The sequence below is a fragment of the Vibrio salilacus genome (genome assembly GCF_002811245.1).
Taxonomy (GTDB): domain Bacteria; phylum Pseudomonadota; class Gammaproteobacteria; order Enterobacterales; family Vibrionaceae; genus Vibrio; species Vibrio salilacus.
Map to the genome: position 1 here is coordinate 57,521 of NZ_NIVQ01000013.1, position 21,800 is coordinate 79,320.

General features: G+C 37.5%; 21 protein-coding genes. 19 read left to right on the top strand and 2 right to left on the bottom strand.

The window, feature by feature from the left end; all coding sequences use genetic code 11:
• Positions 1-6: 6 nt before the first annotated feature.
• Together CDZ87_RS10680 and rfaD are read right to left on the bottom strand one after the other, a co-directional pair.
• Positions 7-1,173: a nucleotide sugar dehydrogenase gene (locus CDZ87_RS10680; protein WP_100753531.1), complete on the bottom strand. Its 1,167-nt coding sequence runs from the start codon at positions 1,171-1,173 to the stop codon at positions 7-9.
• Between the two features lie 77 nt (positions 1,174-1,250).
• Positions 1,251-2,195 (bottom strand): ADP-glyceromanno-heptose 6-epimerase, encoded by a 945-nt coding sequence (gene rfaD, locus CDZ87_RS10685; RefSeq protein ID WP_100753532.1) that lies wholly within the window; start codon positions 2,193-2,195, stop codon positions 1,251-1,253.
• Positions 2,196-2,564: 369 nt separating this feature from the next.
• Here rfaD and CDZ87_RS10690 point away from each other — a divergent pair, with 369 nt between their 5' ends.
• From CDZ87_RS10690 to CDZ87_RS10780, 19 genes are all read left to right on the top strand, one after another.
• Positions 2,565-3,854, top strand: a complete 1,290-nt coding sequence (locus CDZ87_RS10690) for a flippase (protein WP_100753533.1) — start codon at positions 2,565-2,567, stop codon at positions 3,852-3,854.
• A complete protein-coding gene (locus tag CDZ87_RS10695) occupies positions 3,841-4,611 on the top strand; it encodes an FkbM family methyltransferase (RefSeq protein WP_100753534.1) in 771 nt (256 codons plus the stop codon). The genes CDZ87_RS10690 and CDZ87_RS10695 overlap by 14 nt, the downstream gene beginning before the upstream one ends.
• A 15-nt stretch (positions 4,612-4,626) precedes the next feature.
• Positions 4,627-5,463 carry a glycosyltransferase family protein gene (locus tag CDZ87_RS10700; RefSeq protein WP_157806462.1) on the top strand — a complete coding sequence of 279 codons (837 nt, stop codon included), beginning with the start codon at positions 4,627-4,629 and terminating at the stop codon, positions 5,461-5,463.
• A gap of 1 nt (position 5,464) precedes the next feature.
• A complete protein-coding gene (locus CDZ87_RS10705; protein WP_100753536.1) occupies positions 5,465-6,487 on the top strand; it encodes a polysaccharide biosynthesis protein in 1,023 nt (340 codons plus the stop codon).
• Positions 6,484-7,353, top strand: coding sequence for a dTDP-4-dehydrorhamnose reductase family protein (locus CDZ87_RS10710; protein ID WP_100753537.1), 870 nt, complete (start codon positions 6,484-6,486; stop codon positions 7,351-7,353). Before CDZ87_RS10705 ends, CDZ87_RS10710 begins: the two co-directional genes overlap by 4 nt.
• On the top strand, positions 7,353-8,216 hold the full coding sequence (locus CDZ87_RS10715) for a class I SAM-dependent methyltransferase (protein WP_100753538.1): 864 nt from the start codon (positions 7,353-7,355) through the stop codon (positions 8,214-8,216). The genes CDZ87_RS10710 and CDZ87_RS10715 overlap by 1 nt, the downstream gene beginning before the upstream one ends.
• A 2-nt stretch (positions 8,217-8,218) precedes the next feature.
• Complete coding sequence (locus tag CDZ87_RS10720) at positions 8,219-9,391, top strand: glycosyltransferase (protein WP_100753539.1); 1,173 nt, start codon at positions 8,219-8,221, stop codon at positions 9,389-9,391.
• Positions 9,392-9,501: 110 nt separating this feature from the next.
• Entirely contained in the window at positions 9,502-10,773 is a 1,272-nt protein-coding gene (locus tag CDZ87_RS10725; RefSeq protein ID WP_157806463.1) for a phenylacetate--CoA ligase family protein, read from the top strand.
• Positions 10,774-10,854: 81 nt separating this feature from the next.
• On the top strand, positions 10,855-11,688 hold the full coding sequence (locus CDZ87_RS10730; protein WP_216639382.1) for a hypothetical protein: 834 nt from the start codon (positions 10,855-10,857) through the stop codon (positions 11,686-11,688).
• The gene (locus tag CDZ87_RS10735; RefSeq protein WP_100753542.1) at positions 11,685-12,923 is read left to right on the top strand and encodes a glycosyltransferase; all 1,239 of its coding nucleotides are present in this window, start codon (positions 11,685-11,687) and stop codon (positions 12,921-12,923) included. Before CDZ87_RS10730 ends, CDZ87_RS10735 begins: the two co-directional genes overlap by 4 nt.
• Before the next feature lie 19 nt (positions 12,924-12,942).
• Positions 12,943-13,731: a glycosyltransferase family 2 protein gene (locus tag CDZ87_RS10740; RefSeq protein ID WP_100753543.1), complete on the top strand. Its 789-nt coding sequence runs from the start codon at positions 12,943-12,945 to the stop codon at positions 13,729-13,731.
• Positions 13,718-14,908 carry a hypothetical protein gene (locus CDZ87_RS10745; protein WP_157806465.1) on the top strand — a complete coding sequence of 397 codons (1,191 nt, stop codon included), beginning with the start codon at positions 13,718-13,720 and terminating at the stop codon, positions 14,906-14,908. The genes CDZ87_RS10740 and CDZ87_RS10745 overlap by 14 nt, the downstream gene beginning before the upstream one ends.
• The gene (locus tag CDZ87_RS10750; protein ID WP_100753545.1) at positions 14,895-15,608 is read left to right on the top strand and encodes a glycosyltransferase; all 714 of its coding nucleotides are present in this window, start codon (positions 14,895-14,897) and stop codon (positions 15,606-15,608) included. The genes CDZ87_RS10745 and CDZ87_RS10750 overlap by 14 nt, the downstream gene beginning before the upstream one ends.
• Positions 15,605-16,729, top strand: a complete 1,125-nt coding sequence (gmd, locus tag CDZ87_RS10755; RefSeq protein WP_100753546.1) for a GDP-mannose 4,6-dehydratase — start codon at positions 15,605-15,607, stop codon at positions 16,727-16,729. The genes CDZ87_RS10750 and gmd overlap by 4 nt, the downstream gene beginning before the upstream one ends.
• A gap of 46 nt (positions 16,730-16,775) precedes the next feature.
• Positions 16,776-17,735: a GDP-L-fucose synthase gene (gene fcl, locus CDZ87_RS10760; RefSeq protein ID WP_100753547.1), complete on the top strand. Its 960-nt coding sequence runs from the start codon at positions 16,776-16,778 to the stop codon at positions 17,733-17,735.
• 3 nt (positions 17,736-17,738) lie between these two features.
• Entirely contained in the window at positions 17,739-18,194 is a 456-nt protein-coding gene (locus tag CDZ87_RS10765; RefSeq protein WP_100753548.1) for a GDP-mannose mannosyl hydrolase, read from the top strand.
• Positions 18,195-18,228: 34 nt separating this feature from the next.
• Entirely contained in the window at positions 18,229-19,662 is a 1,434-nt protein-coding gene (locus tag CDZ87_RS10770) for a mannose-1-phosphate guanylyltransferase/mannose-6-phosphate isomerase (RefSeq protein WP_100753549.1), read from the top strand.
• A 3-nt stretch (positions 19,663-19,665) separates the two neighbouring features.
• On the top strand, positions 19,666-21,042 hold the full coding sequence (locus tag CDZ87_RS10775; RefSeq protein WP_100753550.1) for a phosphohexomutase domain-containing protein: 1,377 nt from the start codon (positions 19,666-19,668) through the stop codon (positions 21,040-21,042).
• Positions 21,043-21,044: 2 nt separating this feature from the next.
• Positions 21,045-21,794, top strand: coding sequence for a glycosyltransferase family 2 protein (locus CDZ87_RS10780; RefSeq protein WP_100753551.1), 750 nt, complete (start codon positions 21,045-21,047; stop codon positions 21,792-21,794).
• The last annotated feature ends 6 nt before the right edge of the window (positions 21,795-21,800 follow it).

Sequence of the window (21,800 nt, forward strand, 5' to 3'; positions counted from 1 at the left end):
TGTACTCTAATCACTACCAAATAGGTCGCGAGTATACACTTTATCCGCCACATCCGACAGGCTCTCTGTCATCCGGTTAGAGACAATCACATCTGAGCGCGACTTAAATTCATCGAGATCGGTGATGACTTCAGAGTGGAAAAAGTGCGACGCTTTCAGTACCGGCTCATACACCACCACTTCAATGCCTTTAGCCTTTAGGCGCTTCATAATGCCTTGAATCGAGGAGGCGCGGAAGTTATCTGAGCCTGCTTTCATGATCAGTCGGTAAATCCCCACCACTTTTGGTTGGCGCTTCAAAATACTGTCGGCAATAAAATCTTTACGAGTGCGGTTGGCATCGACAATGGCGCCGATGATATTGTTTGGCACTTCTTGGTAGTTGGCCAGTAGCTGCTTAGTGTCTTTGGGTAAGCAGTAACCGCCATAACCAAAAGAGGGGTTGTTATAGTGATTACCAATGCGCGGATCTAAGCCCACCCCCTCAATGATTTGTCGAGAGTCTAAACCGTGCGCCTCGGCGTAGGAGTCGAGCTCATTGAAGTAGGCAACGCGCATTGCTAGGTAGGTGTTAGAGAACAGCTTGACCGCTTCGGCTTCGGTCGAATCGGTAAACAGAACGTCGATGTCGCTCTTTTTTGCACCTTCAACCAGAAGATTAGCGAAAGTTTCAGCACGTTCACTTCTTTCTCCAACAATTATACGAGAAGGGTACAAGTTGTCGTACAGCGCTTTACCTTCACGTAAAAATTCTGGCGAGAAGATGATGTTATCGCAGCTAAGCTCTTGCTTGATGCGGTCGGTGTAACCCACAGGTACGGTTGATTTAATCACCATCACCGCATTAGGGTTGATGGCCATCACCTCTTTAATCACCGCTTCTACCGATGAGGTATTGAAGTAGTTGGTGTTTGGGTCGTAATCGGTAGGGGTAGCGATGACCACATATTGCGCATCTTGATAGGCGGCCTGTTTATCTAAGGTTGCAGTAAAGCTTAACGATTTGTTAGCCAGAAAGTGCTCAATATCGGCATCGACAATAGGTGATTGCTGGTTATTGAGCATCTCTACCTTTTGTTCAATAATGTCTACAGCGACCACATCATGATGCTGTGCCAACAACATGGCATTAGAAAGGCCTACATAGCCAGTGCCTGCAACTGCGATTTTCAAACCATTATCCTTTTAAAGTCTTTTACAATGTCATTCCGGAAACGAGGGAGTTATCTGGAATCTGGTTTTTCTTGTTACTACGATTTATTAATGATCGCCATGTACTCAGCCACACCTTGTGCCACCGTTTTGAATTGGTGGTCACAACCTGCTGCTCGAAGCTTAGTCAGGTCCGCTTGCGTGTACTCTTGGTAGGCGCCTTTTAGATGCTCTGGGAAGGGAATGGTTTCAACTTCACCTTTGCCGTGATAAGTAATCACTGCTTTGGCCACTTCTTCAAAAGACTCGGCATTACCAGTACCTAGGTTAAAAATGCCCGATACACCATGTTCAAAGAACCAAAGATTGACCGCGGCCACATCACCGACATAAACAAAATCGCGCTTAAAATGCTCACTACCAGCAAATAGCTTTGGATTCTCACCGGCGTTCATTTGATTATTCAGATGAAAGGCAACAGACGCCATCGAGCCTTTGTGCTGCTCACGCGGGCCGTAAACGTTGAAGTAGCGGAAACCAGTTATTTGAGACAGTGTTTCACCATTCTCTTCGGCATCTTGCCAAATACGACGCACATAGTTATCAAACTGCTGTTTCGAGTAACCGTATACGTTGAGTGCGCCTTCGTACTGTTTCTCTTCAATAAAGGTATCCGTTTCACCGTAAGTGGCTGCTGACGATGCGTATAGAAACGGAATTTCACGCTCAAGACAGTAGTGAAGCAGCTCTTTTGAGTACTCATAGTTGTTGAGCATCATGTATTTGCCATCCCACTCGGTCGTCGCCGAGCAAGCACCTTCATGGAATACCGCGTCAATAGGGCCAAAGTCATCGCCCGCCATGATTTGTGTCAGAAAATCATCACGGTCCATGTAATCTGCGATCTCAAGGTCAACAAGGTTTTGAAATTTCTTACCGTTTTTTAGGTTATCGACAACTAAAATGTCTGTAATGCCTTGCTCGTTGAGTGCTTTGATGATGTTGCTGCCAATCATGCCAGCACCGCCAGTTACGATGATCATAATGTCTACCCAGTGAGAAGTTTTTATGATCGAAGTATATCATGGTTAGTTTTGGTGGGCTATCCGGCGCAGTTGGCGGATAGAAGATAAGCATAAGTTCTCCCGTAGTTTTTTTTGTCGAAGAAAACGAGTAATATGTTGGATGATAATGACCTCGTCAGAGTTTTCTGTAGTGCGTTTTCTGTATGAGTTTTGGTCGTTTTGAACAGGGTTTTATATTGGGAGTATCATGAACGGAAACTTCAGAAAGCTTATTTTTAAAAAACGTTACCGATAAGATTATGGTTTCTTATTTGATAATTTGTTTAGTATATAGCAAGAGTTTTTAGTAGCAGTTTGAATAAAATAATTAGTAAGATTAGAGCTTTAATGTTGCGACAAGGCTTTGTTAAATACTTAAAAAATACGTCCTGGCTTTTCGCTGAAAGGTTTCTCCGCATGATCATAGGTCTTTCTATTGGCCTATGGGTTGCTAGGTATTTAGGTCCTGAACAGTTTGGTATGTTTGCCTATGCTCAAAGCTTCGTTGCTTTATTTATGGCCTTTGCAACCCTAGGCTTGGATGGCATCGTGGTGCGGGAATTAGTTAAATACAAAAATAGACATGACGATATTATCGGAACCACTTTTTTGCTAAAATTAATTGGTGCTATGGTGGTTTTTTGTATATTAGCTATCGCTATTAAATTTACTACCAATGATGATTATACTAATACACTAGTGTTCATTATTGCCTCAGCTACAATATTTCATTCCTTTAATGTTATTGATTTCTATTTTCAAAGCAAGGTTTTAAGTAAATATGTTGTATATGCTAATGTGTTAAGTTTAATGTTGGCTAGCGGAGTAAAGGTTTTTCTAATATTAAATGAAGCTCCGTTAGTATCATTTGCTTGGGTGGTGTTATTTGAAAGTGCAGTGCTTGCAATAGGGCTTCTTTACTTTTTTATAGCAGTGCATTGTAATAAAGATATTAGTTTATTAAGTGGATTTAAGTTTAATAAAAACATGGCTTTCTCATTACTGAGAGAGTCGTGGCCTCTAATACTTGCAAGCATAGCGTCAATGATTAACATGCGTATAGATCAAGTTATGTTAAGTAACATGGCAGGTTATGAAGTCGTTGGAAATTATGCTGCAGCAGTTCGCATTGCTGAAATTTGGTTGATACTTCCTGTTTTAATAGGGAAGTCAGTTTTTCCTGCCATAATATCGGCAAAGAGCCAAAGTTTGGATTTATATCGAACAAGAATATTTAGTAGCATTAAATACATGAGCTATTTTGCTATTCCTTTTGTTCTTATCGTGTCAAGTTTTTCAAGTAACATAATACATCTTCTATATGGCTCACAATTCAGCAATGCAGGCCACTATTTGTCACTATATATCTGGACAGGCTTGCCTTATGTTGTGCTGTTTTCTTTAGGTCAGGTTGTTTTGGCGGAAAGCTTAACTAAATGGAGTTTATATATAACGATAGTGACGGTAGTAATAAATGTGACATTTAATTATTTATTAATACCTATTTATGGTGGTGTGGGCGCAATAGTTGTAACTCTTTTAGCTGCTTATATCGGTCAGGCCATACTACTATTAGTAGTATACAAAAATACAAATATATTTAGATTTAAGGTGAAAGAGAGATATGAGCCTCGTTAAAAAAGTAATTAAACAAGCCATATATATGATTGAGTATTTAACCGACACGACAATTACAATTAGGAGAAAGCCTAGGGTTAAAATTGATACGCATCCTAGTGCTGTCAGTGATGGTACGTCAATGCAACAGTATGTTGAATTGATCGAAAAATTTTGTAATTTTACTCCTAAAAATATTGTTGAGATTGGAGCTAACTTTGCTCAAGATGCTGAGTTTTTGCGGCAGAGTTTCAAATTGAATGAGAAAGATGTTTTTGTATTTGAACCGCACCCGCAAATATTTCAAGAGATAAAAAATCGCTATAACTTTAATAATTACGAATTAGCAGTATCTAATACAACCGGAAGAGCTCGTTTTAATGCAATAGATATTCAAGGTAATGAATATGGAAATAGTGGCATTTCATCTTTGAGAGATGGCTTAACAACTAACAAGAAAAACTTTGTCGATGTCGATGTCGAGATGATTCGTATGGATGATTTTTTAAAAGAGAATGCTATCAATGAAATTGATTTTCTGAAGGTTGATGTCGAAGGGATGAACTATGAGGTATTAGAAGGCTTTGGGGAAGACCTAAATAAGGTAAAGATAATACAAACCGAAGGAGAGTATAAGCAATACTGGAAAGGTCAAAAGCTTTACCGTGATATGGAAGAGTACTTGACTAAAAGAGGTTTTCTTTTAGTCGATTTTAAATTGTCTGTGGATGGTGTTCAATCCGACTCTTTATGGATCCAAAGAGGTTACATAAAATAGATGAGGAGCCCTCTAGTGAAAAATAAGAAAGACCGCGCCATTGTTTTTGCGGTGTCTAAGAACCTTACTTTTAGCATTGCATGTGTATTGATGGACATAAAGCGTCTGTCCCCGAGCTTGGCTGATGAAGTGGTAGTTCTTCATGACGGGATCTGTGAGAAAGATAAAAAATTAATAAATACTATACTCCCAACTCGATTTATCGAATATGAGATGCCATTTGATGATATCTCTTTTATACCTGATAGTATCATAAATTACTTTACGAAAATGGTGTTTGCCAAGTTTGAATGCCTAAAATTACTGAATGAATATCATAGTGTAATGCTTTCTGATTATGACATCGTCATTCAAAAAGATATTTCAGAACTGTTCGAATACTGTGATTCCGGTATTAAATTTATGCTGAGTGGAAATGTAAGAGATCAATTACACTTTGCAGTTGATGAATATGACATGGATGCAGATGGTATATGTGCAAGTATTTTTGTACTACAAGATCACATTGGTGATTATAACTCAATGTACGATTTCTGTTATAAGAACTTGAAGAAGTACTCTAATGTAATTTATTTACCTGAACAGTCCATATTTAATTTTATGATACAAGAGTTCAACTTAAATGTAACGCCATTGAAAATAGAAGAGTACTCTCCTCATCCGACTGATACTCATTTAGCTCCAGAAGCAAAGATCATTCATGCGTATGGTCAGCCAAAATTTTGGAATGGCTTAGTCAACGAACGTTGGAATAGTAACTATGAATGTTGGTTAAAGCTTGGGGGAAGTCGTTTTAGGCAAGCAAATTTGTTAGAGCGCATCATTAAAAAACTCAAGAAGATTGGTATGTAACATGTATAAAGAAAAAACAATTCTAATAACTGGTGGAACAGGATCGTTTGGCCATACAGTTGTTGATAGCTTTATTAAGACTGATATTAAAGAAATTAGAATATTTAGCAGGGATGAAAAAAAACAGGATGACATGCGCAAAAAATATGCCAACGATAAACTCAAGTTTATTATAGGAGATGTGCGCGACTCTCAAAGTATATCTGATGCAACAAAAGGTACGGACTATATTTTTCATGCGGCGGCTTTGAAACAAGTTCCATCTTGTGAATTTTACCCACTAGAAGCAGTAAAAACGAACATACTCGGTGCTGAAAATGTTTTGCAAGCTGCACTTCAAAATAATGTAGAAAAAATTGTAGTATTGAGCACCGATAAAGCGGTTCTTCCTATTAATGCTATGGGTATATCTAAAGCAATGATGGAAAAATTAACCGTAGGTAAAGCGAGAGCTTATAATTCAGGAAAAACGATTTTTTGTGCGACAAGATACGGAAATGTGATGGGCTCGCGAGGCTCAGTGATTCCATTATTTATTGAACAAATAATGTCTGGGGTAGATATTACTATCACAGAACCAGAAATGACCAGATTCATGATGTCCTTACCGCAGTCTGTTGATTTAGTAAAGTTTGCATTTGAACATGCTAATAACGGTGACATCTTTGTTCATAAGGCTCCAGCAACAACCGTGCTCAATGTCGCTTTAGCACTGAAGAGTATTTTTTCTGCTACCAATGAAATTAAAATTATTGGAGCAAGACATGGAGAGAAGAAGTATGAAACTCTATGTAATGGAGAGGAGATGTCCAAAGCTGAAGATATGGGTGGATTTTATCGTATTCCTATGGATAGCAGAGACCTAAATTATAATGTTGAATCCAAAGATAATAAACAAGTGAGCGGAATTGTCACAGAGTATAATTCTGACAATACTAAGCAGCTAGATCTAGATGAAACGATAGAACTTCTAATGACATTGGATGTGGTAAAATATAGTCTCAAAGAAGGAAGACTACCGTGAAAAAAATACTTATTCTTGGCGCTACAGGGATGGCTGGTCATGTTATTCATAACTACTTGGAATCTAGAAATAAATACGTTATTGAAAATGTTTCTTTTAGAACTAAGTTGAATGAACGCTCGGTGGTTGTTGATGTAAGAGAAAAAGAGAAACTATCAAAACTTATCACCATTATGAGGCCTGATATAATAATTAATTGTATAGGTGTTTTGATAAGAGGAGCAACTAATTCTCCAAAAAATGCTATTTATCTGAATTCATATCTGCCTCATTTTTTGTCAGATATGGCCAGAGAGATAAAATCGAAACTGATACATATTAGTACTGACTGTGTTTTCTCTGGAAAAGATGGGGGGTATACGGAAGGGGCACTATCAGACGCAGAAGATTTATACGGACGCTCAAAGTCACTTGGCGAAATTGTTAATGATCAAAATTTGACTATAAGAACCTCAATCATTGGTCCAGAGCTAAAAAGTAATGGTGAAGGTTTATTACATTGGTTTTTTAAACAAGATCACGTTCAAGGTTACTCGAATGTTTATTGGAGCGGGGTTACCACACTCGAATTAGCCAAAGCTATTGATTATTACATAAACAGTGAAAGAACGGGACTATTGAATTTGACCAATAGCTCAAGAATATCGAAGTATGAACTATTAAAATTGGTTACAAGTGAATTCAATCTTCCTATTTCCATAGAGAAAGGTTCTGCAAAATTTGTAGATAAAAGTTTAAAAACAAATTATGACAGTGGTTATAAGGTCGATAGTTATAATGTTATGTTATCAGAGCTTCGGGGTTGGATGATGGAGAATAGTTCATTATATATAGATGAATATCCTAGTGTATATTTGGAGGCATGATGTTAAAAGACAATATTAGACGGTTAATAAACTCTTTTGGTTTTCAAGTTCACAGAATAAATAAAGAAATTATAGATACTAGTGTTTATCATAGATTGTATAGTGATGATGTCATTGAGCAAAGGCCTTTTTACAATATAGGAGCAGGCTCATTCTTCCATCCCTTATGGAGAAATGTTGATTTTAGTAACTCGTGGTATAAAGATAACAAAATTAATATCAACTACGATTTGATGGAGCTTAAACCTCTTCCTATCGATAGTGATTCTGCAGAAATAATATATACGAGCCACACTCTTGAGCATATTAATGAAGAGGCTGTGGATAATATCTTATCCGAATCGTTTCGTGTTCTAAAGCGAAATGGAGTTATAAGAATCACAGTGCCGGACGTTAATCTATATTACGAGGCGTATATTAATAATGATAAGGAATTTTATAGGAATAGCATAAAGTTTTATTCGGATCATACAGTAATTGAGAGCTTGGAGTTGAATCCTATGTCTGAAGCTAGCTTAGGGGCAATATTTTTGTATTATTTTGCGGCGACGGTATCTCCGCTGACCAAATACTCTAATAAACACAATATTACAGATGAACAACTTAAAGATATTTTTAATAAACATTCATACCCTAAAGCTTTGGATTTAATATGTAAGAATTGTCATTTTGATCCAAAGAAATCTGGTTATCATATAAACTGGATGAATACAGATAAGATTATAGAGAAATTAGAAAAGTTAGGTTTCTCCGAAGTTTATGCGTCTGCATATGGCCAAAGTAGAAACGCTGCTTTAAGAGACACTAAATTTTTTGACAATACTGTACCTGGAGTTAGTTGCTATATAGAGGCTAGAAAGTAGCTATGCGATATTCGATTATAATTCCTGTACATAACGCAATAGACTACCTCCCGTCTTGTATTGAGAGTATCCTCAGTCAAAATTACGATGACTACGAGCTTATTGTCAGCGATGATAGCTCAAATGATGGGACTAGCGGCTACCTCGATTCTCTGCAGCATAAAAATCTAAAGGTTGTTCGCCCAGAACAAAGAATGACTATGGTGCAGCATTTTGAGTGGGCCTTTCAATTTGCTACGGGTAAATGGGTGATGTACCTGGGCGCGGATGATGGATTACAAGCGTACTTTTTTGAACTTGCAGATGTTTTAACAGATCTTGCTGAAGATAAATGTATTCGTACAATAATGTCATCAAGAGCATATTATTTTTGGAAAAGTAGTCAGTCCTTATATGGAAAAACCGCCGTTAACTACAACGCTAGAAAAGAGTTTACGGTGCTCGATACAAAAAATGAAGTTAGAAAAACCTTACTAAGTTTCCAAGAATACTTCGAGCTACCGGAAATGTATGGAACATCTTTATTTAGAAGGGACGTAATACTAGAAGCGAAGAACCTTCAAAAGGGAAGAATATTTGCAACTATACCACCAGATGCAAATTTAGGTGCAATAGCTATGTCGTTGGAAGACAAATACTTAAAGTCTTTTATACCACTTGGATGGGTTGGGACGTCATCTGATCGCATATCGCCGGTGTTGACATTACCTGAAGACGGTGTGGTGGAGCAAGGTGTCGAATATCATCGATTCGCCGGAGATTACCATATAGGGTCAAGTGCTTTATATTTTTGGAATGCATTATTACGGACTCAGGCACTTAGAGAGGGATCTCATCGAAATATTGTACCAAATAAATTGATGAAGATTTTTGTCTTTGCCGGGATTCATGCTGAGATAAAACGAAAAAATAGTCGTGTTGCTAAAAAACAGATGAAGCTATTCCTAGAGCTTTTAGCCTTAAATCGGGTTAGTTTTCGGTTAGTCGAGTCTCTTTCTTTTCTTATGAGCAAGGCTTTTTTTATAAGTCGAGTCTATGGCTTTGTTTTAAATAGGACTAAGAACTCAGTTTTCCGTTCGTATAAGTTTCGTGCTCTCCAAGGTGATGAGGACGTTAGCATTAATGAATACTCCCTATTAATAAGGAGCGATCTGAAAAATAAAGGAATAATATAGTGAATGTTTTGTTTTTACGATTCATTAAATTAGTTGTTGGTTCTAGGTTTATATTTCCTATATATAGATTCTTTTTGAATAAAAGAAATGGATGCATAGAGAAGAGGGTGATGAATAAACTTAGAATCTTAGAGGACTATGACAGTAATAAGGTTAAGCTCGTCCAATTTGAAATGTTAACCAATGTCCTTAAATATAGTTACACTAACACTGACTATTATAATAAGCTGTTTGATGATAATGGTTTTGATTGGGTTAATATTGAAAGCTCATTTAAAGAACTACCAATATTAACAAAGGATACTATAACTTCAAATAGCGAAAGTCTCATCAGTAAAAAAATTCCCAGATCACAGTTAGTTAAAAGGAATACTGGAGGGAGTACTGGGGAACCACTAGAGTTTTACTCTGATAAGCCAGCTGGTTTGGTTGATAATGCTCATCATTGGTATTTATATTCTTTGATGGGGTTCGAAGATGGAGATGTTATAGTCGGTTCTGGCGGTAATGATATTAAAAAAGAACTAAGAGAAAATAATATTTACTGGACAAAGAAAGATCCAAATTGTGTTTGGGGAGAGTATAGTTTTTCTGTTCTATATATTACTGATGACAATATTCATTATTATGTTAACAAGTTGATTGAAATTAGACCTGCTATATTACGTGGTTACCCTTCCTTTTTTGATAAACTAGCTTCTTATATTTTAAAAAATAAAATCTCACTTCCATTTCATGTCAAAGGTGTTAACCTGACAGCAGAAATGTGTTCACCTGCACAAAGAGATAATATTGAAAAAGCTTTTTCTACTTTGGTTTATTTTGAGTACGGACACACTGAGTTAGCGCTATATTGCTATACGCAGGATAAATCGTATGTATATAAATCATCGCCAATCTATGGCTACATTGAGGTGTTGGATGATAAAGGTAGAGATGTCGGCATCGGTGAAGTGGGAAATATTGTTGTCACAGGTTTTAATAATCTGGGGATGCCATTTATACGATATGATACAGGCGATATGGGAGAGCTTGCTTACAGGAATGGTGGGACCGTCCACTTTAATAAAATTCAAGGACGTAATCAAGATTACATAATATCTAAAGATAATCAAAAAATATTTTTAACAGCTTTGATTTTTGGGCAGCATATGACAGCCTTTAAAAATATCAAACAATGGCAGTTAGCTCAGAACGAAAAAGGAAAAGTTATTATTAATATAGTAAGAGGAGATGGATTCACTATTGAAGATGAATTGAACATTTTAGTTAACTTTAACAATGTTGCAGATATTGAACTATCATTCAATTATGTTGATCATATAAAAATGACAAATAGAGGGAAACATCTTTTCTTAGTTCAAAATATAAAGGAAACATAATGATTTTGAGAGGTTTTTTTGAATAGTTTGTCCCCAATCGTACTGTTTGTATATAATCGTCCAGAACATACTGAACGAACGTTGTCCGCACTAAAAGAAAACCGACTAGCTCTTGATAGTGATTTGTTTATATTTAGTGATGCTCCATTTAATAATGATTCGTTTTGTGATGTTAATAAAGTAAGAGAATTGATCGCTGATGTTTCTGGATTTAGAAGTGTTACTATTGTTGAGCAGAAAAGTAATATTGGTTTAGCTAAATCAATTATAACGGGAGTAGGGGATGTCGTTAGAAAGTATGGTAAGGTTATTGTTTTAGAAGATGACATTGTTACTAGCCCATACTTCCTCGAATATATGAACAACGCATTGAATAAGTATCAGTATCGTAATGATGTTTGGCATATTAGCGGTTGGAATTACCCTATCCAAGACAATATGCTAGAGGATACGTTCTTTTGGGGCACGATGAATTGTTGGGGGTGGGCTACTTGGGGAGATAGGTGGAAATCATTCACAAAAAGCCCTTTGGAACTAATCAAGACTTGGAGCCCACAGGATATATATAAGTTTAATCTTGAAGGAACATATGATTTCTGGGATCAAGTGGAAAGAAATGCAGAAGGTTCATTAGATACCTGGGCTGTTTTTTGGTACGCGACTATATTCCTTAATGATGGTTTGTGTCTTAACCCAAGTAAAACATTGGTTAAGAATATTGGACATGATGGATCTGGTGTGAATTGCGGTATTAACGATCTGTATATCGGCGAATTTGGGGCACGTCTTCCTAAGTTAACTGATGATTTAAATGTAAACACTCACGCAGTAGGTTTAATTAAACAATACTATAGATCTTTAAGGCCTAGCTTGTTTCAAAGAGTTTGTAATAAAATAAAGAGAGCTCTTAAATGAAAGTCGTTATTGTAAGCAACTCTGATAGTGTAGGTGGAGCTGCTCGAGCTGCTTTTCGCTTAATGTCGGCTATGATTAAGCAAGGCACCCACTGTAATATGGTTGTTAAGCGGAAACTATCAGGAAGTCCACATGTAATTGAAAATCGATCAAGTTGGAAAAAAGCTAAAGGTTTAGTTTTACAAAAGCTATCATCTTTGATTGCAAGTTCTCAAAAGTCATCTTCATCGGTGTTACATTCTTTGAACATATTTGGTAGTGATGTATTTCAATCAGTTAATAACGAGAATCCAACAGTAATCAATATTCATTGGGTCAATTTTGAAACACTATCAATACGCCAAATTGCTAAATTTAAGCAACCAGTCGTGATGACTTTACATGATATGTGGGCATTCTGTGGTGCAGAGCATCTTTCTCCAGACAGCCCTAATTCTGCATTCAGATTAGGTTATGATTTAGGTGAGCACGGCTATGTATCAGGGTTACGGATCAATAAGTATATCTGGAATTTGAAAAAGAATCACTGGACTCAGCCATTTCATTTAGTCGTCCCTAGCAAATGGATGGCAGACTGTGTTAAAACAAGCGAACTGTTTAAAGGTTGGCCAGTAAGTGTTGTACCAAATGCACTAGATACCAACACATTTAAGCCTTTAGAAAAGGGCTTTTGTCGAGACGCATTCAATCTACCTTTAGATAAAAAGCTAATTGGCTTTGGTGTGTTTGGCAATATAGATGATCCAAATAAGGGACTTGATTTGCTAAAGAAAGCACTGTCATCTTTACAGAACAAACATGATTATCATTGCGTTGTGTTGGGTCAGGAATCGAATCTAAACTCTGAAGAACTCCCTATACCATCTACTTATGTTGGTCACATATCTGACGATACGGCTTTATCACTGATTTATAATGCGCTTGATGTTATGGTCGTTCCTTCGAGACAGGAAAGTCTTTCTCAAACAGGAACTGAAGCAAGCTCTTGTGGAACGCCCGTCGTTGCTTTCGCCTACTCTGGTTTACTCGATGTAGTTGAGCATATGAAGACAGGTTTTTTAGCTGAACCTTATGACACGTTAAAATTAGCGAACGGAATTGAATGGTGTGTCGAAAATAATTTGGATTGCAATTTGAGTATTAATGCTCGAAAGCGTGCTAAGTCACTTTGGTCATATGACGCTGTCGCCGGAAAATACTCCCATATTTTCGAACGTGTAGCGACTAAGCTATAAGGGAAATATTTTGACTACAATGGATTTTAAAACAGAGATTCTTTTATCTACCCATGAAGGTAGAATATGGAATGTGTTAGATCGTGTGCGGAAATGGTCTCAAGTTTCAAATGTTCTAATAGTACATCAGACCAATGATACTAACTTAGTTCGTAAAGTATCCCAACAAATATCAAATATTGAGAACGTTAGATATTTAAATCAACAAGAAACAGGAGTATCGAAAAGTCGTAATTTGGCGCTAAAGCACTCTAGTTCGAGAATCTTATTATTTTGTGATGATGACGTTGACTTGGTTAACGGCTTTCAAGATATTTTAATAGAAAGCTTTGCTAAGTTCCCAACAGCCTCTGCCGTTACCTACTCGGTAAAAGATACTGATAGTAATGAGCTTACTAAAAACTTTTCGACAAAATCATTTCTTCATAATCGGTTTACTGTTCTTAAAGTTGGAACAATCGAAATTGCGGTGAGAAGAGACTCTGTTATTCGATCTACAGCGACTTTTCCCGAAAATCTTGGCGCTGGAGCCACTTTACCCGTTTGCGATGAGCCTGTTTTTCTATCTAGACTCTTGGATTCTAAAGGAATGGTTAGATACATACCAATTGCAATTGCATCACATAAGAAAGAATCTAGTGGAACAGCTATAGATTCTTTTAACAAACTAAAATCTAGAAGTGTTTGTTTTCAGTATATATTCGGACCATTTTTAGGCTTACTTGTTTTTGTTTTTTTTTCATTGAAAAACTTTAAAAAGATTCAAAATTATTCATGGGTGGTGGATTGTGTTTTTGGACGCAAATGATAAATGTAACAAACTAGGTCTGTACTTATTTATTACCTTTGCAACTTTTGTTTTTTTTCCAAATAACCTCCTTGGCCTTTGGTTTAATAATCTTATCTTGATAGCGGGGGTTTTGTTTTTACTGATTATAAGCTATGTCTATGATTGTAATGGAGATAATGGAGTAACTAGGTTAGTTTTTATAATTCCTTTTTTATTAATTCTGAAATACCTTTATCATTTTGAAGAGCCATTGCTAAGACAGTCTGAATTTGCCAGGTTTATGTTTTATGTTGCCTCATATATCTTGTTTTTAAAGATATTTAGGCTTTCATGTAATTTGTATCGATTTGTTGTGGTAATATTATCTCTTCAAGTGTTTGTGGTGTTTTTCCAGGTTTTGGACTGCTCCTTCATGTCATCGATTTATAATTCTGACAAAGTGGGACATGCCACATCAAACTACAAACAATTTAGATATACTGGAACTTTATTTAACCCTAATACACTTGGAGTTTTCTTTGTTTTTTGTATGTCACTTATGATTAATTATACTGGTAGGTTTAAGTATTATGTGGTTTTACTATTTTTGCTTTTTTTGTCTGGATCACGAACAGGATTTCTAATTGCTGCTATTTCTCTTTTGATATATGAGTTTAGCTGTAACCTACCCATAAAGAGAACAATTTTTTCAATTGTTGTATTTTTGGCCTCCTTTCTTTTGATGGGCATTTTTTTGGAAACTTTTTCTAATGACTTCTACTATTTCTCACAGTTATCAAAAGTGTTTCGAGAGTTCTTTCAAGGAGAAGGTATTTCAGCATTTACTCAAGTTACATCTTTGATGCTAAGGTTCGAAAATTGGAACATGTTGATTGAGGAATTCTACTTTGGTGGGCCAGTTGTTTGGTTTTTTGGTTTGCCAGATATTCCTATTTATCGTTATGCTGATAGTTCATATATATATGTATTTACGAAGTTTGGAATAATTTTCGGTTTGGCTTTCTTCTTTATGTTATTCTCCATTTATAAATTGATAATTTCTCATTGTTGTGAATATGAAAATAAGCGGAGGGTTTTTTTATGGTTTTCGTTTTCCTTATTGTCAGGTATTTTTTCTGACATTTTGGTTAGTTATTATTATTGGATTATGTTGATAACTTTTCCATTGTTGGTAAATTTTAATGAAAAAGCTTAGTATTATTGTAGTTACATACAATGCTGAAGAATGTATTGAGTCGACACTTCTTTCTGTGAGGCCATTTTTGGGAGAAGATGTTGAGTTGATATGCAAAGATGGAGCTTCAAGTGATAACACGGTAGAAATATTAAACCAGTACGGTGATTGTATCTCCGTTCTCGAGTCTATACCTGATAGTGGTGTATATGATGGGATGAATCAGGCTGTTGACCTTGCTAGCGGCGAATTTATTATGTTTGTCAATGCTGGGGATAGAGTACTTCATCTTGACATGAAGAAACTAGTTGACTCGTCTACTTGTTTCTACTGGGATGAAGCTCGTGATGTAGTAAAAAGAGACAAAGTTAATTCTCTATTTTTGACAAGGAATACTCCATGCCATCAATCGGTTATATACAAAAGAACAGATTTTTTGGCGTTTGATGTTAATTATGGTTTGGCTGCAGATTTCGAGCAAATTGTTAGGATAGTAAAAGCTAGAGATGTAGGCCTTTCTTTCAATTCCTCAATTGTAAAGTATGCAACCCCAGGCTTGTCATCTCAATTTTTTCAGCCTTCGTATACGCAGCTTTTAACTCAGTTACGACACCGATATAGGGTTATCTCCAATAACTTTGGTATGATCGAGAGAACGATGTGTATTGTTTTTTCCATTACTACAATTTTACGAAAATTAACGAAAGGTATTTTCAAATGAACAATAGAAAAGTAGCTCTTATCACTGGTATTACCGGTCAAGATGGCTCTTACCTGGCCGAGTTTTTGCTGGAAAAAGGCTACGAAGTTCACGGTATCAAACGTAGAGCATCTTCTTTCAATACCGAGAGGATCGATCACATCTACCAAGATAGGCATGAAAATGAACCTAGCTTCTTCTTGCATTATGGTGATCTTACGGACACGTCCAATTTAACTAGAATTCTTAAAGAAGTTCAGCCTGATGAAGTTTATAATCTTGGGGCTCAATCTCATGTCGCAGTTTCGTTCGAAAGTCCAGAATATACAGCTGACGTAGATGCTATCGGTACGTTACGCTTATTAGAAGCGATCAGATTCTTAGGCTTAGAAAAGAAAACTAAGTTTTACCAAGCCTCTACATCTGAATTATACGGCGAAGTACAAGAAACTCCTCAAAGAGAGACAACACCTTTTCACCCTCGCTCACCTTATGCTGTGGCCAAAATGTACGCGTATTGGATCACTGTCAATTATCGTGAGTCTTACGGGATGTATGCGTGTAACGGAATCTTATTTAACCATGAATCTCCACGTAGAGGGGAAACGTTCGTTACTCGAAAAATAACTCGTGGTTTAGCAAATATCGCCCAAGGTCTTGAGAGTTGTTTGTATCTAGGGAATATGGATGCGTTAAGAGATTGGGGACACGCGAAAGACTATGTACGAATGCAATGGATGATGCTGCAGCAAGATAAGGCAGAAGATTTTGTCATTGCCACAGGAAAGCAAATTTCTGTACGAGAATTTGTAAAACTTTCTGCAAAAGAGCTTGGGATAGAGCTTGAATTCACCGGGAAAGGCATAGAAGAAATTGCGACTGTAGTAGCAATTGAGGGAGAAGATGCGAGCGCACTGGGTGTAGGTGATATCATTGTAAGAGTCGATCCTCGTTATTTCAGACCCGCGGAGGTGGAAACGTTACTTGGAGATCCTACAAAAGCCAAGGAAAAGCTAGGTTGGGAGCCGGAGATTACAGTAGAAGAGATGTGTTCGGAGATGGTCCGTTGTGATCTAGCTAAAGCGAAACAACATTTTATTCTAAAAAGTCATGGTTATAACGTAAACTTTTCTGTCGAGTAATAAGTTTTTATAGTAAGTAGTTTCGAGAAATAGATAAGGAATCAAAATGAAACGAGTTTACGTTGCCGGGCACAAAGGTATGGTCGGTTCGGCTATTGTGCGCAAGCTTTCACTAGATCCTGACATTGAAGTTCTTACCCGTACTCGTAAAAAACTTAATCTACTTGACCAGAAATCGGTTCAAGAATTTTTTGACACGAACAGTATTGATCAGGTTTATCTAGCTGCTGCGAAGGTGGGTGGAATCGTAGCTAACAATAGTTATCCCGCCGAGTTTATTTACCAAAACTTAACTATTCAAAATAACGTTATTCATTCTGCGCACGAATCAGGGATACAAGATTTGTTATTTTTAGGCTCTTCTTGTATTTATCCCAAGCTTGCGAAGCAACCAATGGAAGAGTCGGCATTGCTTACTGGTACATTGGAACAAACCAACGAGCCTTATGCTATTGCAAAAATAGCCGGTATCAAGGTGTGTGAGTCATACAATCGACAGTACGGCCGAAATTATCGCTCAGTGATGCCAACGAACTTATATGGTCCCTATGATAATTTTCATCCTGAAAACTCGCACGTAATTCCTGCGTTAATTCGCCGATTTCACGAAGCTAAATTGGCTAACGAAGAAACGGTAACCGCATGGGGATCCGGAAAGCCAATGAGGGAGTTCTTGCATGTAGATGATATGGCTGAGGCTTGTGTCCATGTGATGAATCTTTCCGAAAGCCTATACAGAGAAAACACTACACAAATGCTAAGTCATATCAATGTAGGAACAGGTGTTGATTGTACTATTCGAGAATTGGTTGAAGCAGTGGCCAAGGTTGTGGGCTTTACAGGAAAAATCATTTTTGATACTTCCAAGCCCGATGGTACGCCACGAAAACTAATGGATGTATCACGTCTTAAGTCGCTTGGTTGGCAGAGCACAATTTCACTTGAAGCTGGTTTGGCTACTACATATGATTGGTTTTTGGCTCATCAACTTGACTTCAGAAAATAAGCAATGCACTTAAGTAAAGCCACTTTTTCAACCGTTATTGAGTCAACGCCCCTGGTTTCAATTGATCTAATTACTGTTAATGAGTTAGGTCAAATATTACTTGGAAAGCGGCTGAACAAGCCAGCCCAAAACTATTGGTTTGTTCCCGGAGGACGTGTTCATAAAGGCGAAACGCTCGAGTCTGCATTTGAACGTTTGACTATGACTGAATTAGGTAAACAATATTCTTTGAACCATACCCAAATTCAAGGAGCATATACTCATCTGTACGACGACCATGTTTATGGCGATGATTTTGGCACACACTACGTTGCATTAGCTTACCGCTTAGTTGTAACTCAAACTGATTTGTCCTTACCACTGCAAGAGCAGCATGGCTCTTATCATTGGTTTGAGGAAACTGATCTTTTGAAATCGCCAGATGTGCATTTTTATACTAAATGCTACTTCCAACGCTAATTCGTTTTATAACTAATTATTTTACAGGATCTATATGATTTATCCTATTGTTATGGCAGGTGGAACAGGTAGTCGATTGTGGCCTCTGTCACGAGAACTGTACCCTAAACAGTTTCTAAATCTATCTGGTGAGTTGTCCATGCTGCAAAGGACATTTGAACGGCTGTCAGGCTTTGAACACCAATCGCCAATAGTGGTTTGTAATGAAGAGCATCGTTTTATTGCAGCAGAGCAAATTCGTATTGGTGGTTTTTCTCATTCAGGGATTATTCTAGAGCCTGTTGGGCGTAATACTGCACCTGCGATTGCTCTTGCAGCACTTCAAGCTTTAAAAAACGAGGATGAGAGTGATCCTGTTCTACTTGTCCTCGCTGCTGATCATCTCATAGAAAATACTTTAGAGTTCAATCGTTCAGTTGCTAACGCATATCCATATGCAAAAGAAGGGCAACTGGTAACGTTTGGTATTGTTCCGACAGAACCAGAAACTGGTTATGGGTATATCAAATGTGGTGAGAGACTCTCAACGGGGGGAACTGGTTACGCCGTCGACAAGTTTGTAGAAAAGCCCAACCTTGCAGATGCTGAGTCTTACCTAGCTTCCGGTGACTACTATTGGAATAGTGGCATGTTTATGTTTAAGGCATCTAAGTATTTATCGGAGCTAAAAAAATATAGGCCGGAGATTGTAGAAGCTTGTGAGAAGGCGCTATCAGATGCTCAATTGGATATGGAGTTTATTCGTGTTGACAAGGCGTGTTTTGAAGCTTGCCCAGATGACTCTATTGATTATGCAGTGATGGAAAAAACTAAGAATGCAGCTTTAGTGCCAATGAATGCCGGTTGGAGTGACGTTGGTTCTTGGTCTGCTTTATGGGAGGTTGAGAAAAAAGACAGTTCAAATAATGTTACTAAAGGTGATGTTATTACCGTCAACTCTAAAGGAAATTATCTGCACTCCGAAAATAAGCTTATTGCGACTGTTGGCGTAAATAATCTAGTTGTTATTGAAACAAAAGATGCGGTGCTTGTTGCCGATAAAGATCAGGTACAAAATGTCAAATCTGTTGTTAATCAACTGAAGCAACAAGGAAGGACAGAGTATAAACTGCACCGCGAAGTATATAGACCGTGGGGGAAATATGACTCGATTGACTTTGGACACAGAGATCAGGTTAAGAGAATCACTGTAAAGCCTGGTGAAAAGCTGTCTATACAGATGCACCATCATCGCTCAGAGCACTGGATTGTAGTGTCAGGTACAGCAAAAGTAACTAATGGTGAACAGTCTATTTTAGTGACTGAAGATCAATCTACATATATTCCACTAGGAACTGTTCATGCCCTAGAAAATCCAGGGAAAATACCGTTAGAAATGATCGAAGTTCAAACTGGTAGCTATTTAGGGGAAGATGATATTGTACGTTTTGAAGACCGTTATGGTCGACTAGAAGATAATCGAGAATAAACCATGGAAAATCTATCTTGTTTTAAAGCCTACGATATTCGTGGTCGGTTAGGCAGTGAACTCAACCCAAATATTGCTTATCGCATAGGTAGAGCCTTTGGTTTGTATTTATCACCTGAAGGTGACGGGACCAAGACAGTCGTTGTTGGTGCTGATATTCGGTTAACATCAGAAGAGCTTAAATTAGCGGTAGCTGATGGCTTAATGGATTCAGGGGTGAATGTTGTCGATATTGGTATGACGGGTACAGAGGAAATCTACTTTGCAACTTCTTACTTAGGAGTAGATGGTGGTATTGAAATCACCGCTAGCCATAATCCAATCGACTACAATGGTATGAAGCTAGTTCGGGAAAAGTCGAAACCTATCAGTGGCGATTCTGGGCTTAGAGAAATTCAAACCTTTGCTGAACGTAACGAATTTACGGAACCTTCTATTCGAGGTCGACTTACAGCAATCTCGAATTTGGCTGAGTATGTTAGTCATTTGATGACATATATTAAACCAGAAACAATTCGTCCTATGAGGCTGGTTGTAGATGCCGGCAACGGCGCTGCAGGACATGTCATCGATGAGATTGAATCTAGGTTTAACACATTAGGTGTACCAGTTGAGTTTGTGAAAATACATCACGAAGCGGATGGAAGTTTTCCTAATGGAATACCTAATCCTCTTCTTCATGAGAATAGAGCTATTACATCTCAAGCAGTAGTTCAATGTGAAGCTGATATGGGGATAGCCTGGGATGGAGACTTTGATCGATGCTTTTTGTTTGATGAAAGTGGTGAATTTGTTGAGGGCTACTACATTGTAGGACTATTAGCAGAAGCATTCTTAACTAAGAATCCCGAATCTAGAATAATTCATGACCCTCGCCTTTACTGGAGTACTCTCGAGACGGTGCACCAATATGATGGGACTCCTGTACTATCTAAAACCGGACATGCGTTTATTAAAGAAAGAATGAGAGCTGAAGACGCTATCTATGGTGGAGAAATGAGTGCCCATCATTACTTTAGGGGATTTTTCTATTGTGATAGTGGCATGATTCCATGGATGTTAATTATAGAATTACTGTCTCACTTAAACTGTAATCTGTCAGACCTCATCAGTGAACGGAAACGAAATTACCCCACATTAGGTGAGTTGAACCGAAAAGTCGGGGACCCTGAAAAAGTAATTAATATGGTGTTCCAAGTTTTTAAAGCGGATGCTATAAAAATAGACACAGTGGATGGCTTGTCAATGGAGTTTGATAATTGGCGGTTCAACTTGAGAAAATCAAATACAGAGTCCTTGTTACGGCTCAATTTGGAGTCAAGAGGAGATAAAGTACTGATGAAAGAGATGACAGAAAAAATATTGTCTTATATGGTTTGATTATGTCTGAGCTTGTATCTGTTATCACTCCTTGCTTTAAACCTGGAAACTCTCTACTTCAAACAATCGCCAGCGTTCAGTCTCAATCATATTCTAACTATGAGCATATAGTTATCGATGATGGCTCTCCAGGAGGTTTTTCGGAAGAGGTTCGAAATATTGCATCAGTTGATTCAAGAATTAAGCTCATAGAGCGAAAATGGAATGCTGGTCCGGCAGTAACGAGAAATCGTGGGATTAGTGAAGCAAAAGGGCGATTTATAGCTTTTTTAGATGCAGATGATTTGTGGCACCCTTTGAAATTAGAAAAGCAAATTAAGTTTATGTTAAAGAATAATGTTGCTTTATCATACACATCTTATGAAGTATTTAGTGCTACAGGTAAAGTTTTGGGGTGTAGAGTTCCCCCTAGACAAGTTACTTATTTCGACATTCTAAAATCTAATAGAATTGGGTGCTTGACAGCAATTTATGATACCAAGTTAGTTGGGACCATGTACATGCCGAATATCCAAAAGCGACAAGATATGGGCCTATGGCTTTCTATTCTAAAAAAGTCAAAGACCGCTCAAGGGCTGATTGATATACCTCTGGCCAGATATCGGGTTGGCAAAAGCTCTTTATCTGCTAAAAAAACCTCTGTTTTAAAGTATCAATGGAGAATCTACCGAGAAGTTGAGAAGTTACCGCTATTAAGTTCAATGAAGTACTTTGCTTACTATGCATACCGAGGTATGACTAGAAAAGTTTGAACGGTA

Bases quoted from the DNA above. Each gene is read 5' to 3' on its own strand.
- rfaD (WP_100753532.1), bottom strand. From the start codon at position 2,195: ATGATCATCGTAACTGGCGGTGCTGGCATGATTGGCAGCAACATCATC.
- CDZ87_RS10690 (WP_100753533.1), top strand. From the start codon at position 2,565: ATGTTGCGACAAGGCTTTGTTAAATACTTAAAAAATACGTCCTGGCTT.
- CDZ87_RS10695 (WP_100753534.1), top strand. From the start codon at position 3,841: ATGAGCCTCGTTAAAAAAGTAATTAAACAAGCCATATATATGATTGAG.
- CDZ87_RS10705 (WP_100753536.1), top strand. From the start codon at position 5,465: ATGTATAAAGAAAAAACAATTCTAATAACTGGTGGAACAGGATCGTTT.
- CDZ87_RS10715 (WP_100753538.1), top strand. From the start codon at position 7,353: ATGTTAAAAGACAATATTAGACGGTTAATAAACTCTTTTGGTTTTCAA.
- CDZ87_RS10720 (WP_100753539.1), top strand. From the start codon at position 8,219: ATGCGATATTCGATTATAATTCCTGTACATAACGCAATAGACTACCTC.
- CDZ87_RS10725 (WP_157806463.1), top strand. From the start codon at position 9,502: ATGAATAAACTTAGAATCTTAGAGGACTATGACAGTAATAAGGTTAAG.
- CDZ87_RS10735 (WP_100753542.1), top strand. From the start codon at position 11,685: ATGAAAGTCGTTATTGTAAGCAACTCTGATAGTGTAGGTGGAGCTGCT.
- CDZ87_RS10740 (WP_100753543.1), top strand. From the start codon at position 12,943: ATGGATTTTAAAACAGAGATTCTTTTATCTACCCATGAAGGTAGAATA.
- CDZ87_RS10750 (WP_100753545.1), top strand. From the start codon at position 14,895: ATGAAAAAGCTTAGTATTATTGTAGTTACATACAATGCTGAAGAATGT.
- gmd (WP_100753546.1), top strand. From the start codon at position 15,605: ATGAACAATAGAAAAGTAGCTCTTATCACTGGTATTACCGGTCAAGAT.
- fcl (WP_100753547.1), top strand. From the start codon at position 16,776: ATGAAACGAGTTTACGTTGCCGGGCACAAAGGTATGGTCGGTTCGGCT.
- CDZ87_RS10765 (WP_100753548.1), top strand. From the start codon at position 17,739: ATGCACTTAAGTAAAGCCACTTTTTCAACCGTTATTGAGTCAACGCCC.
- CDZ87_RS10770 (WP_100753549.1), top strand. From the start codon at position 18,229: ATGATTTATCCTATTGTTATGGCAGGTGGAACAGGTAGTCGATTGTGG.
- CDZ87_RS10775 (WP_100753550.1), top strand. From the start codon at position 19,666: ATGGAAAATCTATCTTGTTTTAAAGCCTACGATATTCGTGGTCGGTTA.
- CDZ87_RS10780 (WP_100753551.1), top strand. From the start codon at position 21,045: ATGTCTGAGCTTGTATCTGTTATCACTCCTTGCTTTAAACCTGGAAAC.